15 protein-coding genes, 1 tRNA gene and 1 pseudogene are annotated in these 13613 nt (G+C 43.2%); 10 read left to right on the top strand and 7 right to left on the bottom strand.

Features of this window, described 5'->3' with window-relative positions:
- Positions 1-181: pseudogene (locus tag A3735_RS31815) on the top strand (hypothetical protein); the annotation flags it as partial.
- Between the two features lie 30 nt (positions 182-211).
- Here A3735_RS31815 and A3735_RS09420 read toward each other — a convergent pair.
- Complete coding sequence (locus A3735_RS09420; protein WP_068511297.1) at positions 212-658, bottom strand: helix-turn-helix domain-containing protein; 447 nt, start codon at positions 656-658, stop codon at positions 212-214.
- Between the two features lie 293 nt (positions 659-951).
- Positions 952-1362 (bottom strand): hypothetical protein, encoded by a 411-nt coding sequence (locus A3735_RS09415; RefSeq protein ID WP_068508864.1) that lies wholly within the window; start codon positions 1360-1362, stop codon positions 952-954.
- Positions 1363-1791: 429 nt separating this feature from the next.
- Between A3735_RS09415 and A3735_RS09410 the strand changes: the two genes are divergently transcribed.
- From A3735_RS09410 to A3735_RS09395, 4 genes are all read left to right on the top strand, one after another.
- Positions 1792-2529, top strand: coding sequence for a spondin domain-containing protein (locus tag A3735_RS09410; RefSeq protein ID WP_156490524.1), 738 nt, complete (start codon positions 1792-1794; stop codon positions 2527-2529).
- The gene (locus A3735_RS09405; RefSeq protein ID WP_197475786.1) at positions 2526-3257 is read left to right on the top strand and encodes a spondin domain-containing protein; all 732 of its coding nucleotides are present in this window, start codon (positions 2526-2528) and stop codon (positions 3255-3257) included. The genes A3735_RS09410 and A3735_RS09405 overlap by 4 nt, the downstream gene beginning before the upstream one ends.
- A gap of 112 nt (positions 3258-3369) precedes the next feature.
- Positions 3370-4119: a response regulator transcription factor gene (locus A3735_RS09400; RefSeq protein WP_231872177.1), complete on the top strand. Its 750-nt coding sequence runs from the start codon at positions 3370-3372 to the stop codon at positions 4117-4119.
- Entirely contained in the window at positions 4109-5644 is a 1536-nt protein-coding gene (locus A3735_RS09395; protein ID WP_068553872.1) for a cell wall metabolism sensor histidine kinase WalK, read from the top strand. Before A3735_RS09400 ends, A3735_RS09395 begins: the two co-directional genes overlap by 11 nt.
- 138 nt (positions 5645-5782) lie before the next feature.
- Here the strand turns inward: A3735_RS09395 and A3735_RS09390 are convergent, their stop codons facing one another.
- From A3735_RS09390 to A3735_RS09370, 5 genes are all read right to left on the bottom strand, one after another.
- Positions 5783-6454, bottom strand: a complete 672-nt coding sequence (locus A3735_RS09390; protein WP_068553871.1) for a pseudouridine synthase — start codon at positions 6452-6454, stop codon at positions 5783-5785.
- Between the two features lie 173 nt (positions 6455-6627).
- Positions 6628-6703, bottom strand: a tRNA-Phe gene (locus tag A3735_RS09385).
- Between the two features lie 143 nt (positions 6704-6846).
- Entirely contained in the window at positions 6847-7119 is a 273-nt protein-coding gene (locus A3735_RS09380; RefSeq protein WP_068553869.1) for an oxidative damage protection protein, read from the bottom strand.
- 45 nt (positions 7120-7164) lie between these two features.
- Positions 7165-8256: an A/G-specific adenine glycosylase gene (gene mutY / locus A3735_RS09375; RefSeq protein WP_068511288.1), complete on the bottom strand. Its 1092-nt coding sequence runs from the start codon at positions 8254-8256 to the stop codon at positions 7165-7167.
- A complete protein-coding gene (locus A3735_RS09370; RefSeq protein ID WP_068553867.1) occupies positions 8256-10436 on the bottom strand; it encodes an AsmA family protein in 2181 nt (726 codons plus the stop codon). Before A3735_RS09370 ends, mutY begins: the two co-directional genes overlap by 1 nt.
- Before the next feature lie 201 nt (positions 10437-10637).
- Here A3735_RS09370 and A3735_RS09365 point away from each other — a divergent pair, with 201 nt between their 5' ends.
- The 5 genes from A3735_RS09365 to hisF all read left to right on the top strand — a co-directional run.
- Entirely contained in the window at positions 10638-11099 is a 462-nt protein-coding gene (locus A3735_RS09365; RefSeq protein WP_068511282.1) for an SRPBCC family protein, read from the top strand.
- Positions 11100-11168: 69 nt separating this feature from the next.
- Positions 11169-11762 (top strand): imidazoleglycerol-phosphate dehydratase HisB, encoded by a 594-nt coding sequence (gene hisB, locus A3735_RS09360; RefSeq protein WP_068511279.1) that lies wholly within the window; start codon positions 11169-11171, stop codon positions 11760-11762.
- 80 nt (positions 11763-11842) lie between these two features.
- Positions 11843-12493 carry an imidazole glycerol phosphate synthase subunit HisH gene (gene hisH / locus A3735_RS09355; RefSeq protein WP_068511277.1) on the top strand — a complete coding sequence of 217 codons (651 nt, stop codon included), beginning with the start codon at positions 11843-11845 and terminating at the stop codon, positions 12491-12493.
- Between the two features lie 17 nt (positions 12494-12510).
- Positions 12511-13239 carry a HisA/HisF-related TIM barrel protein gene (locus tag A3735_RS09350; protein WP_068511275.1) on the top strand — a complete coding sequence of 243 codons (729 nt, stop codon included), beginning with the start codon at positions 12511-12513 and terminating at the stop codon, positions 13237-13239.
- 23 nt (positions 13240-13262) lie between these two features.
- Positions 13263-13613, top strand: a 351-nt coding sequence (gene hisF, locus A3735_RS09345; RefSeq protein WP_231882516.1) for an imidazole glycerol phosphate synthase subunit HisF, incomplete at its 3' end; no start/stop codon positions are given.

Genomic DNA, 13613 nt, shown 5'->3' with positions numbered 1-13613 from the left:
GGCGCGTTTTCACTCTGTGCCGATTGTTTTGATTTCTGCAGGGTTTTCAAAAAATGAAATCAAAGAGGCCTACCGCATTGGTGCAAGGAGTTGCGTGCGGCAGGATCTGGATGTTACCAATTGGAACCGTCAATTAAGAAGTGTTCTGGCTTATTGGCTAACTATTAACGAAGTCCAGTAAGAGCGCCTAATGTAGGGCTTATTCTTAGCCCTACTTTATCAAAGGTTGCCCCTCATAGAAGTCAGTTAAACTCTCAAAATAGGCTGTCATTTTCTTAAGTACTTCATCATCCCAGCGCATTAAAAAGTTCACCATTAGGTAGAAATCGGGGTTTTGGCTGTATCTAGAGTAAACGTTTACGTAATTATCTTGATGCTTACGCTCTTTTTGGCCATCAAAAAGCCCCGTGCATAGGTATATCAGGTCGGTATCTAGAATTTCACACAGAGCAATCAGCTTATTAATGTCTGTTGGAACAGAATTTGTTTTAGTCGGGTTCTCCCAATCGATATAGACCCGTCGTGAAACGCCAATCGCCTCAGCAAGTTCTTGCTGCTTTAATGGTGTGCCTCTTTTTAGACCGTAGGCATTCCTTAGTTCTTTTAATCTTCGGGCAAAATGAGCTTTTATGAGTGGGAATTTAGTTTCGTGAAGCATTTTAGGGTACCGAGATTAACAATTCGTAACATTTTTGTTTACAGTGTAATGTGAACTCTGGTTCACTTTTGTTGACTGATGAAAAAATTAAAGTGCTATATATTGCACAATGATCTAATTTTGTTTTTGACGCAAGCTTTGTTTTGAGGCGCGATAAATTTGGTGGAAGAGGCTTGAACTAATGTGGGGCAGTTCTTCGGAAAGCAGGGTGCTGTATAGGCGTATATGCTGATTGATATATAAGCCCAATTAAGTTCAGTGGGCTTATATATCAATTTAGGAGTCAGCTTGATTTAACGTTTTTTAAGGCGTGATAGAAGGCGGCGAGAATTTCTTTTGTTCGGTGTATTGTTTGAATCAAGGCCTGCTTGGTTTTTACTTATGTGTGCTTTTTTTTGCTTTTCGATAGCGCTCATGGACTCAGGTTCATTTGTTTTTTGAGGAGGTTTGGAAACCGGCTTCCTTGCTTTTACTGCTTTGCTTGAATTAGCTTTTCTGATTATCTTTTGTTTTCTTATCTCGGCTTCGATCAGTGCGATATCTTTTAGAAGAGCTTTTTCATGATCAGGTGTCTTTCGTTTAGTGACTCTTTTTTTTACTTTGGGTTCTTTATCGGTTAGTAATTTACTTACCCACTTCTCATCAAACTCAGGGGGAAATTGCTCCTCAAGATGGGCTGCAATCTTTTTGTTGAGTGTTGACATATCCGTTCTCCTGTCATTGTTCAGCCTCGACTCGCTCGTAAGGTACCGGAAATGTATATGGCGTCCTATAGGCGAGCGAATGCAGTGGGAGGCTGATAGTCCCTAGAAAATTACGTATGATGCTGAAGGATTGTATCGCGGAGTATATGGTGGCCAAGGTTTCTAGCAAGGTCGCATAGAGGGTTGGCTTTCACGTCCGTGTTGTAGTTTTAGTAGTATCGATGGCTTCCAAGCGCGAGGGATAATAGGCGCATCTTAACAGGGGGTCAATAGTGCAATCGTGATTCTTTCATAGTGTTAAGTTTATAGAAAAAAGCTGAGCGATAAATTAATTACTCTTTCGTGATACTTTCGTGAGGAATGTAGCTGAGCCTCTGCGTAACAATGTTTCCACCAAAACAACATAAATGTTTTCCGGAGGAAACTGACATGAAAAAAACTCACTCAAGTATCAAAAAAATTGCGCTGGGGCTTTTACTTCCAGCTTTTAGTGCTCCTTTTGTGCAAGCCGCAGAAGTGGATGTCACTATCGAAAACCTGACCAGAGGAATATTCTTTACGCCCTTGGCTGTTACAGCTCACCCTGAAGGTTCGTCGTTATTTGAACTTGGAAGCGTGGCATCAGATGATTTGCAGGCAATGGCAGAAGGTGGTGATTTAAGCGGAATTGAAGCCAGTTTAGATGCGCTAGGCGCTGTGCAATCCAATAACCCTGCCTCGGGACTTCTTGAACCCGGATCAATGACTTCTACAAGCTTGAATACCGATGGCACAAGCAATGTTCTGCTTAGTGTTGTAGGTATGATCTTGCCTAGTAATGATGGCTTTATTGCTCTGAATGGAATCGAGATACCCAGTGAATCCGGAACCTATACATACTATGCCAAAGCCTATGATGCAGGTACAGAAGCCAATGACGAAGTGGTGGGTAGTGGTGCGGTAGGCGAGGCCGGTTTTCCTGCTCCTGGGCCGGTTGCAGCGACCCTAGGTGAAAATGGTACTGGTATTGTTGCCACTGCTGAAGGTTATGTTCATATCCATCGTGGTGCTTTGGGGGATCTGGATGCTGATGGAGGTGTTTCAGATTTAGATAGTACTACTCACAGATGGTTGAACCCAATTGCCAAGATTACTGTAACGGTAAGCGAATACAGGGCAGAGCTATGAACGGTTATTTTTCTATCAATAAGAAGTTGATGAGTGGAGCCCTGCTGGCCTCATCGCTAATTCTATCCGCGTGTTCTGATAACGACTCTAAGCAGGATGACATGCTTGAGTTTGAAGTTACAGTGAGCAACTTGACGGCTGGTCAGCCTTTATCGCCTGCTGCAGTTTTATTGCACGATTCCCAATGGAAGAGTTTTCAGACGGGTCATAGGGCGAGTGATGAACTCGAGTTACTAGCTGAAGGGGGAGACAACAGCCAGTTCTTATCCTCATCGCTTGACGATTCTTACGTTTATCTTGCTGAGTCTGGTGCTGGAATTATAGCGCCAGGAGAGTATGAGTCGTTTCAGGTTCAAACTTCTGAAAAATACTTGGGAACTTTATCACTGAGTGTTGTGTCTATGTTGGTTAACTCGAATGATGCTATTGCAGCTTTAAACGGTAAAGCAATTAGCACACTAGAGATTGACGAGAGTATGAGTTTTGAATTGCTGACCTATGATACGGGCACTGAAGCGAACACCGAGACAGCAGACACAATTCCCGGGCCTGCAGCACAAGGTGGCGATCGTGAAGGGTTCAATGTTGCGCGTGATGATGTTCGGGACGCAGCATATCTGCACCCAGGTGTTGTGACTCAGGACGACGGTTTATCAAGCTCAACCTTAGGTGAGGTTCACCGTTGGGATAACCCGGCTGTGAATGTTCGCGTGGAACGTATTCGTTAGCGCACGTTGTTTGAGGGCTTTTGAATGTTGTTATTCTTAAGCTTAGTAGCCTCACTCTCTCCTCGTTTTTATGGTCTCAAACAGGCTTATGATAAATGCTAGGGAGCAGAGAATGAACCTTCATATGGAGAGTAAAAGTTTACAAGCGGTTGATGTTCTTTCTGACCTTGATAGAAAGCGTTTTCTGATTGTGGAAGATGACCCCGATATCGCAGACCTTATGTCGCTTCACCTTCGAGACTTAAACGCCGATATTTTAGTTGTTAGTGATGGCGTTGAGGGTTTTCAGCGAGCGAGATCAGAGCAGTGGAACGCCATTATTTTAGACTTACAACTGCCAGGCATAGACGGTTTGGAGCTATGTAGAATGCTTCGAGTCTCACAAATTTATGTGCCGCTGATGATGGTGACTTCCCGTTCAACTGAGTTGGATAGAGTCTTAGGTCTAGAGATTGGTGCTGATGATTACTTAGTTAAGCCTTTTAGTGTGGCCGAACTAAAGGCAAGAGTAAAAGCATTGCTTAGACGGTCTGCCCAGAGTGAGAAACCAAGACCTGAAGCGAGTGTATTGAGCTATCTTAGCCTTTCTTTAGATTCCTCTTCTAGAAAAGCAAAATTAGCTGAAAAGACGCTAGATCTAACAGCGAAAGAATTCGATTTACTTTGGTTCTTTGCATCTCATGTGGGAAAGGTCTTTAAACGTAGTGAGCTTCTTGACAAGGTTTGGGGTTATGGTCACGAAGGTTATGAGCATACCGTTAACTCTCATATAAATCGCTTGCGATCAAAACTGGAATCGGATTCTTCAAACCCTGTATATATTAATACAATTTGGGGGGTGGGTTATCGTTTTGGAGAGTAAGAACATTGAAAAGGGTGCGATGAGACGAAAGCTGCCGTTTTATACAAAGCTGGCTGTCACCATATCTATCATCGGTATTTTTGTGACAGGGATGTTCTTTGTCTTAGCGCTATGGAGCAGTGATAAATATCATCAAGAAGTTACCCAGCGGCTCCATCGTGACTTGGCACCGTACATACTGGATCATTTATCTGAGCCTTTGTTTTTAGACAAAGCAGAGCGAGAAAATGGCAGCCTTAATATCAATAAAAAGGCACTTAAGGGGATCGCAATCAATACCATGATGATCAATCCAAGTGTTGAAGTTTATTTGTTGGATAATAATGGTCAAGTATTAGGGCATGCGCTACCCGACGCCTCAATCGATAAAGGTCAGGTCAATGTACGGGCAATAGACTCATGGCTAAAGGGTGAGGGGAATGAGGCAGTCTTGGGGAGTAATCCAAGAGAGCCTGATAAACTCAATATATTCTCTGCCGCGCCTGTCTTCTTTCAGGGTAAGCAGAAAGGCTTTCTGTATATCGTGCTCGCTAGTCATGAGTCTGCCTCGATAGCCGAATCACTGCAAAGCAGCCATATCATTCGCATTGTCTTAGGAGCGATGTGCGCAATATCGCTATTCTTCGTTTTCTCAGCTTTGTTATCTTTCAAGCGAATTACTAGCCCACTGAGGAAGCTGGCTCAGGAAATTCGAACTTATCGTGAGGCTGAGCTAGGCACAAGTGATGCTTGGGAATTAAGGAGTAACAGTGATGAAATTGAAGTTTTATCGAGTTCCTTTTCGCTTATGCGCCAACGAATACAAAGCCAGTTTGATCAACTCGCTGAAAGTGATCGCTTAAGAAGGGAGTTAATATCTAATGTCTCTCACGACTTAAGAACGCCATTGGCAGCCATGCAGGGCTATTTGGAAACACTCATTATCAAGTCCGAGACGCTAGACTCTGCTAAGCAGAGAAAATATTTGGAAGTGGCGCATCGTCATAGCAAGCGTTTAAGGGATTTAGTTAGTCAATTATTTGAATTATCTAAACTAGAAGCGGGGAGGGTTCAGCCACAATACGAGATATTCTCCTTGACTGAGCTTGTTTACGATGTGCGACAAGACTATGAATTACGAGCGCAAGAAAAGGGGCTTGAATTGATCGCAAAAGTGCCTGATGAGAATGTTTTGGTGAATGCCGATATTTCTCTTATGCAGAGGGTGCTCCAGAACCTGATTGATAATGCTATCTCTCACAGTAAAGAAAGTGGTGAAGTTACCTTGTCACTGAAGTTAGAAGGACGCGGCGTTCAAGTCGGTGTTTTTGATACTGGCCGTGGCATCGCTGCCGAAGATATCCCTTATGTTTTTAAGCGTTTCTACCAGTCTACGTCAGACGTAAATCCTGAGCTTAGGAAAGACGGCGCTGGCCTTGGTCTAAGTATCGTTCAGAAGATACTTGAATTGCATGACAGTATCATTAGCGTCAGATCTCAGTTAAATACCGGGACAGAATTTTCCTTTGCTTTGATGAGGGTCTAGCTTAGAGGGTGAGACGGGAATGTTCATTTTTTTTAATAGTGAAAAGTGATTTTTCTCATACTTTTTGCTTGTGGGGAGCGGCACTAACTCAAGGGAAAGAGTAGAGTTAATGAATATCATTCCAGCGTTTAGTATCGGCTAAAATGGAGAGGGGCATAAGCCCTTTATTTGTTTTCCTGAAATAGGGTGTACAAACTCCAATGTTGTTGCATGTAGCATTAGGCGGTCAGCCATTGCTTTACTACGCTCTGTTGCATATAAGTCACAGCCAATAATAGGGTGTAAGATTTCGCGGCTATGAATTCGCAGTTGATGGGTTCGTCCTGTCAATGGTGTGAATGTTACCTTGGTCAAGTCAGGGTTCAGGTAGCGCTCAATAACTTGAAATTTTGTTATCGCCTCTTTACCTGTTTCGTAGCAGATTTTCTGGAATGGAAAATTGGCCACATCTTTTGCGATTGGAAAGCTAATCGTACCTTCATCTTTTTCGAGTGTGCCTTCTAATATCGCGCAATATGACTTTTTTATCGACCTTGCCTGAAACTGTTTTCCAATATGAGCATTAACGCTTTTGCTAAGCGAGACCAGCATAATACCTGAGGTGCCGAAGTCGAGCCGGTGAGTCAACCTAGCACTAGGGAAGTCTTTAACGAGTCGGTAATGAACTGAATCAATATTGAGAGGGTTCTGTCCTGACAAACTCAGCAATTTACTCGGCTTGTTAATGAGCAATAAATGCTCATCTTGATAAAGAATCTTGATATGTTCGTGGCAAGGCGGGGCGATAAAATCATCAGGTTTATGTTGCATTGTCTTAGTATGACGGAAAAAACGGTGATGTATAGATGAATTGAAACAGAAAAGTGTTTAGTTAAAATTTGTCGATTCAGAAAGTGATAATTCAACCGATATTTTTACGGTTGGGCTAAATCGCAGACAAGAAAAAACCCGAACATCTTGCGATGATCGGGTTCTTCGAATAATGGTGCCCGGTCTCGGAATCGAACCAAGGACACGAGGATTTTCAATCCTCTGCTCTACCGACTGAGCTAACCGGGCATATCAATTATTTAAAGTGCTTGATCTTGCACTGGTACAACTTGTTGCGTCTCGGTATGTCTGCAACGGGGGCGTATTAAACCTGTTTCGTTTCGATGAGTCAAGAGCTAAAACTAAAAAAAAATCACAAACGTAAATTTTGATTATTTTGTAGGCGTAACATAGCCCTCTATGCTTTCAATGTCTTCATTATTAAAGAATTTATGCATCTGTTCTTTCAAGAACTTTCGGTCTTCGGCGCTCATCATATTGAGCTGTCGTTCGTTAATCAGCATGGTTTGTTTATTTTGCCATTCTTTCCAGGCTTGTTCAGAGATGTTGTTAAAAATATCTTGGCCCGCTTCTCCTGGCATTGTCGGGGTATCCAGGCCTTTCAGTTCTTTTTGATACTTTCTGCAAAAAACAGTGCGACTCATGTTTCGATCTCGTGTGGTAAGTAAATAGCATGTGATGGGTCAATCTTAGTCATTTAATCTGAATAAATCATCACAATTTAGCTTTTCAAGGTAGGAAGATATTGGTGCCGGCAGGCCTAATTTAGAAAGCTGATGTTCTTGGATCCACTTTAGCCTATCTGATGAGCGTACTTCTGGTAGTGACGCTTTTAGCTTTAATTTAACCGGCTGTATCTCTAGTTTGTAATGAGAAAAGGTATGGTGAATGCTTTGGTGTCTTTCTAGTAGTTCTGTTTCTATGCCAAAGTTCTCGGTGCAGTATTGAATCAAGTCTGGTGGCGTGAGTGAGGGTGGTGCCTCTGGCAAGCTATATAAACCACCCCATATTCCGCTTGGCGGCCTTTTCTCAAGTAGGACTCCCTTATCAGACTCAATTAGCAGTGCCCAGGTTTTCTTTTGAGGGATCTTTTTTTTGGGTTTTGAAACCGGTAGGGCATGTTGTAGGTCTGCTTTGTTTGCCTGGCAATCTTCCTGCATTGGACAAATTGTGCACTTAGGTTTGCTGCGTGTGCAGAGTGTTGCGCCAAGATCCATGATGGCTTGTGTATAGTCATCAACACGATCTTGCGGTGTGTGTTCATCTGCGAGTAGCCATAGCTTTTGTTCGGTTTTTCTTTCGCCAGACCAGGTTTTGATGGCGTGATAACGACATAAAACCCGTTTTACGTTGCCATCAAGAATCGGGGCATATTGTTTGTGAGCAATGCTACGAATAGCGCCAGCAGTTGAACGACCAATGCCTGGCAGGGCACTTAAGCCGTCAACATCTTCGGGAAAGACGCCATCCAGGTCATAAGATATTTGTTTTGCTGCTTTGTGTAGATTACGCGCACGGGCGTAATAGCCTAAACCGGCCCAATGTTCGAGCACGCTGTCTTCGTCAGCATCTGCCAAACTTTTAACATCAGGAAAGCTTGCCATAAAGCGTTTGAAGTAGTCGATAACTGTGCTGACCTGGGTTTGCTGGAGCATAATTTCAGATACCCAAACCCTGTAGGGTGTTTTGTCTATTTGCCAGGGTAAGTTTTTGCGACCGTGTTGGTCGAACCAATTTAGTAGGCGATTTGCAAAGATTGATGAGCTTTTATCTGTGGACATTAAAATAGTTTCTTGAGTAGGTTCTTGGCAGCATCTTTGATTTCATCTTTGTCGCCAAGGTGTTTGTTTAAGGCTCTATCCAGTTCTTTATCTAATTTACGCTTTGCTTCTTTAGCAGCTACTTGCTTGGTCGCATCGAGTAAACGTTTGCTGTCCAGTTTACATAGCTCAGCTGGAGGCGTATCAAATTTTCCTTTGCATCTTACAGGAACAGGAATGTCTTTGAACTTTTCATTAACCCTGCAGGCATGCTCATTAGAGTCGCCAATGACGCGTAAGCCGGTTTTTATGTCTAGCGATGTTGCGCTCAGGTTGATAGGGCCTTCGGCGCTCATCGCCAATCCGGAGCTTGTTAGCTCGAAATTGTTCGTGAGAATCTCATCTTTCAAACTGGCGCTGCCTTTAAGCAGATCAAAAGGTGTGGCTTTTGGCCAGTTGTTAGTATCGATAGAATCTTTATTTATTAGGGCCAATCCTTTGCAGCTTAGTGCCTTGAAGTTTATGCCTTGAACTTCACCGTCGAGTACTTCAAATTCGGATTGAGCCAAGGCATTGCTTTGAACTTCGCTTAAGGTGTTACCACGACTTGTCAGCGCAGCACTAAAATTGAGAGTGCCACTGAGGCTAGCGCTGTCCTCGGCATTTTGAATTTCCAGCGCTTGAATCAGAGTGCCTAAGTTAAGGTTTGATATCTTTGTATCGGCTTGCCAAGTAGGTTTGTTGCTACGCGCATCTATTTTTGCGCTCGTGTTTAGTATGCCTTCATGAGACTTCGCAGACAGGTTTGTTACGCTGACGATTCCGTTCTTTGCGGCTAATTCGACATTAAGATTTTCGATCAGGACTTTGTTTGCAATTAAGCTTTGTTGTTTTAAAGATATGTCTAGATCGAGCTGTCTCAGTGTTTCTAGTGGCAGAAGCTCTGAGTTGGTTTGGTTGTTCGTTGGTGCTTCATCGTTGGCGCTTGCTTGGGTGTTGTTATTTTCCTCTTCGGCGGGTAAATAATTATCGATATTAACTGAGTCACCGACAAGGCTAAGTGCAAACGCTTGATTACTGCTATTGAATGTAAGGTCTCCTTGCCATGAACTCTTATCTACTTGTGTGTTGATTTGTTGAAAGTATAGAGCCTGGTCTTTAAATTCGAGCTTACTCGAAAGGCTAAATGCGTTTAGCGCTTCAGGTGAAGATAAGGTGGGTAATGCAATTCCAAATCTCTCGGCTAGAATCTTGGGGTTGAACTTGTTGACTTGGACTTGCCCTTGAAGGTGAGGTGATTCTAAGTAGTTTGTAAGGCTTAACTGACTATCAAGCTTGAGTTCCTCGAGTATGAGGAAAAGCTCCTCAACCACTATTTCTTCTTTACTGGTGTTCACAGTGAATTTGCTGTCGAGACTTGCATTAATTACTTCGAACTGAGAGAAGGCGCCATTCGCTTCAAAATTACTCTTGAGTTCTTTTACCGTAATTTTTGAAAAGTCAGGTGAAAACTCGATAAGGCCAATAATATTAGAATTGAGTGTTAGTTTTTCTATGGTGTCTTCGAAGGTGAAGTCTATGTCGAAGGGTACATCTTTGTTTGGTGCTATGTTTGAAACCTTAATACTCGCAGGTGAAAGTTTAATGCTTTGGTTTTTGAGCTCTGATGTATAAGCAATGTTTAGGTTAGATATGCTTAGCTGGCTGAGTAAAAACGAAAGCTCAGAAGTCTTCTGGTTTTTTGAGTCTTGATTTGAATCTTTTGCTTTCGTTTCCGAGGTGTCTTTTTCCAGTGCCGCTGTTTCTTGTGTTGGTAGAATATTAAGCCAATTGGCTTTTCCTTGCTCGTCTTCAAATAGCGATATTTTTGCACTATCGAGAAGCAGGGTGTGAACGCTGGGTGAACCCTTGAGTAAAGAAAATAGGTCTACCTGCGCCAGTATTCTCTTAATAGATGCAAACGCTTGTCCATGCTGATCACTGATTTGCATATCGTTGATATCAATGCCGAGTGGGTACAAAGACCAGGTTAGGGACCCGTCTATCGATAAGTTTATTCCGGCTTGTTCTATAGCTTGCTGCTCAATCGTAGGTTTGAAGCGATTTGCATCTTGAAACTGAATGAACAGCGCGATACCTAGCACTGCTAATAAGGGCAGTCCGATAACCAAAAGTAAGCTGAATTTAAGAAATTTGTTCATTGCTGTATATGGCCCTTAATGAGTCGGTTTCTTGTTCAAGGTATCGTGGCTTTTTATCTTTGAAGTGTTTATTATTGCTGGTCTGCAGGATTATGTCATTGAAGCTTTTCGAATTTCTAATCGGAACGCTCATTAATAGGCTTGCCCGCACAGAAATACACCCTGAGAAAACCACCAGTGATAATAATAGTGAGGTAGGAAATGACCGTTAAAGTAAGTATTGATATTGATCGCGAGTTTACCGTTAAAGCCGATGCAAGCACTGCTTTTGCATTGTTGGCGGATGTGCCCGCTTCAGGCGCCCACTTCCCAAAAGTTGAAGCACTAACCGATCAAGGTGACAATACCTTTCTTTGGGAAATGGAAAAGGTAGGCTTGGGTGATCATGCAATCCAGACTGTTTATGCCTGTAAGTATTCTGCTGACGAAGCCGCATGTGAAGTTACTTGGACTCCTGTTAAGGGTGAGGGTAATGGCGTTGTATCAGGTAAGTGGGAAATAACCGAAGGTGACGGCGTAACTAACTTGAAATTAACGACTTCTGCGCAATTGACTTTGCCTTTACCAGGCCTGCTTAAGTTAGCAATTAGCCCGGTTGTTAAGCATGAATTTAGTGCAATGGTTGATGAGTATATCGACAACCTGAAAGGCGCATTGGCTTAGACCTTTTGTGCTGTGGATAAATAAGGCTATCTAATTTATCTATTTATTATTTTATTTTCGGAGAAGTAAATGGCTGAGAGAAAAGCCCAAGTAGAACGTAATACTCTGGAAACACAGATAAAAGTTTCTGTGAATCTTGATGGAACGGGTGAGGCTAAATTTGATACTGGCGTGCCTTTTTTAGAGCATATGATGGATCAGATTTGTCGTCATGGCATGATTGATATCGATGCGCACTGTAAAGGCGACTTGCACATAGACGATCACCATACCGTTGAAGATTTGGGTATTACACTAGGCCAGGCATTCTCTAAAGCTGTGGGCGATAAGAAAGGCATTCGTCGTTATGGCCATGCCTATGTTCCTCTAGATGAGGCATTGTCGCGTGTTGTTATCGACTTCTCTGGCCGTCCTGGCTTGGAATACGATATTCCTTTTACCAGAGGAAGTGTCGGCCGCTTCGATACAGAGCTGTTTTATGAGTTTTTTCAAGGTTTTGTAAATCACGCCAATGTAACTTTGCACATCGATAATCTGAAGGGTAAAAATGCTCATCATCAGATCGAAACGGTATTCAAAGCTTTTGGCCGCGCGCTTCGCATGGCTTTGGAACTTGATGAGCGAATGGAAGGAAAAATGCCGTCTACTAAAGGTTCTTTATAGAACCGGTTTCAAGTTGTACGACAGTTAATAAATAATACTGGCCTCTTTTGAGGTCAGTTGCTTTTTACGAGTGAGAAAAAATGACGACAATTGCCATTATTGATTATGGTATGGGCAATTTGCATTCGGTTTCGAAGGCATTTGAACACGTAGCGCCTGATGCAAAAGTCCTTGTAACTTCGGATGCGGATACGATTCGTGCATCAGATAAGGTTGTTTTGCCTGGTGTAGGCGCTATGCGCGATTGCATGGCTGAAATTAAGCGTTTGGGCTTTGATAGCTTAAGCATGGAAGTTTCCAAGGACAGACCTTTTTTGGGTATTTGTGTTGGCATGCAAGCTTTGCTTCAACATAGCCAGGAGAATGGAGGCGTTGATTGTATCGGTGCCTTCCCAGGCGATGTTTTGCATTTTGGCGAAAGCTTGTATGAAGAGAACGATAAGGGCGAGAAGGTTCGTTTGAAAGTACCGCATATGGGGTGGAATCAGGTGGTGCAGAATGGTGATCACCCTATGTGGCATAAGATCTCAGATGCCTCGCGTTTTTACTTTGTCCATAGCTATTACGTAGCGGCTGATCATCAATACTTGGCAGGTTCGGCCCAATACGGGAAGTCTATCGCTGCGGCACTTAGCCGAGATAGCATTTTTGCAGTTCAGTTTCACCCTGAAAAGAGCCAGCATGCAGGTTTACAGCTACTCAAGAATTTTGCGAACTGGTCTGGAAAATAGAAGGTACTAGTCAAGCGATGAATATCCTACCCTCAATTAACCTAATGCAGGCTAAATGTGTGCATGTGTCTGGTCATCACCTTGATCAGACCAAAGTTTACTCCGATGATGCGACAGACCTTGCCGGGCGTTGGATGGATGCCGGTGTGCAGGACCTTTATGTGTTTGACGTAGATGGTGCAATTCAGGGGCGGACGGCTCATGCAGAAATGATCGTTTCGATCGCTCAGCGTTTTCCAAATCTAAATTTACATGTTGAAGGTGGAATTCGTAGTGAATCTGAAGTTGAGCATTACCTGAAGTCTGGTATTAGAACAGTGACCTTAGGAACTAAAGCTATAGAAGATCCTGCGTTTATTGCTGAAATGTGTAAGCGCTTTCCTGAGCGCATTACGGTGAGCCTGTCACTGCTAGAGGGTCAGGTGTGTACACATGGTTGCCAGAAAACGTCACCAGTTACTGCCGAAACCTGGGCGCAGCAATTAAGTGCTGCTGATATTTCTGCTCTGGTTTATCGAGACCTTGGGCGTATAGGGAGCTGTCAGGGTGTTAATCTCGACGAGGCTATTAAGCTTGCTGAAGTCTCTCGCGTACCATTGTGGGTGACTGGCGGGGTAGCAGATATGGATGATATTCGTGCATTGTATTCCGAGTCTGAAGTGGGTATCGAAACCGTATTGGTTTCACGAGCTTTGGATGAAAAAGCCTTAAGCCTTAAAGAGGCTCAAGACTATTGTGAAGATTGAAATTATAAGTGGAGAGCTAGTTAATGGGCTTGGCTAAAAGAATTATTCCCTGTTTGGATGTTGATGAAGGGCGCGTTGTAAAGGGCGTACAGTTTGTTGATATCCGTGACGCAGGTGACCCGGTAGAAGTTGCCAAAAAGTATGATGAGCAAGGGGCTGATGAAATCACCTTTTTGGACATCACAGCGAGTCACCAAGGCCGTGACACAATGGTTCATACTGTTGAAAAAATGGCGAGTGAAGTGTTTATTCCGCTAACGGTTGGTGGTGGAATCCGAAAAGTTGAAGATATCCGCTGTATGTTGAATGCCGGCGCGGATAAGGTTGCGATCAATACAGCGGCAGTATTTAACCCAGAGTTTGTTCGTGAAGCT

It is taken from the genome of Oleiphilus sp. HI0061, assembly GCF_001635675.1.
Note: the sequence above shows the minus strand (reverse complement) of the source record. Positions and strands in the feature narration are given on the sequence as shown.

Bases quoted from the DNA above. Each gene is read 5' to 3' on its own strand.
- A3735_RS09390 (WP_068553871.1), bottom strand. From the start codon at position 6,454: ATGCAACATAAACCTGATGATTTTATCGCCCCGCCTTGCCACGAACAT.
- A3735_RS09405 (WP_197475786.1), top strand. From the start codon at position 2,526: ATGAACGGTTATTTTTCTATCAATAAGAAGTTGATGAGTGGAGCCCTG.
- A3735_RS09350 (WP_068511275.1), top strand. From the start codon at position 12,511: ATGAATATCCTACCCTCAATTAACCTAATGCAGGCTAAATGTGTGCAT.
- A3735_RS09410 (WP_156490524.1), top strand. From the start codon at position 1,792: ATGAAAAAAACTCACTCAAGTATCAAAAAAATTGCGCTGGGGCTTTTA.
- A3735_RS09365 (WP_068511282.1), top strand. From the start codon at position 10,638: ATGACCGTTAAAGTAAGTATTGATATTGATCGCGAGTTTACCGTTAAA.
- A3735_RS09415 (WP_068508864.1), bottom strand. From the start codon at position 1,362: ATGTCAACACTCAACAAAAAGATTGCAGCCCATCTTGAGGAGCAATTT.
- hisH (WP_068511277.1), top strand. From the start codon at position 11,843: ATGACGACAATTGCCATTATTGATTATGGTATGGGCAATTTGCATTCG.
- A3735_RS09380 (WP_068553869.1), bottom strand. From the start codon at position 7,119: ATGAGTCGCACTGTTTTTTGCAGAAAGTATCAAAAAGAACTGAAAGGC.
- mutY (WP_068511288.1), bottom strand. From the start codon at position 8,256: ATGTCCACAGATAAAAGCTCATCAATCTTTGCAAATCGCCTACTAAAT.
- A3735_RS09370 (WP_068553867.1), bottom strand. From the start codon at position 10,436: ATGAACAAATTTCTTAAATTCAGCTTACTTTTGGTTATCGGACTGCCC.
- hisB (WP_068511279.1), top strand. From the start codon at position 11,169: ATGGCTGAGAGAAAAGCCCAAGTAGAACGTAATACTCTGGAAACACAG.
- A3735_RS09420 (WP_068511297.1), bottom strand. From the start codon at position 658: ATGCTTCACGAAACTAAATTCCCACTCATAAAAGCTCATTTTGCCCGA.
- A3735_RS09400 (WP_231872177.1), top strand. From the start codon at position 3,370: ATGAACCTTCATATGGAGAGTAAAAGTTTACAAGCGGTTGATGTTCTT.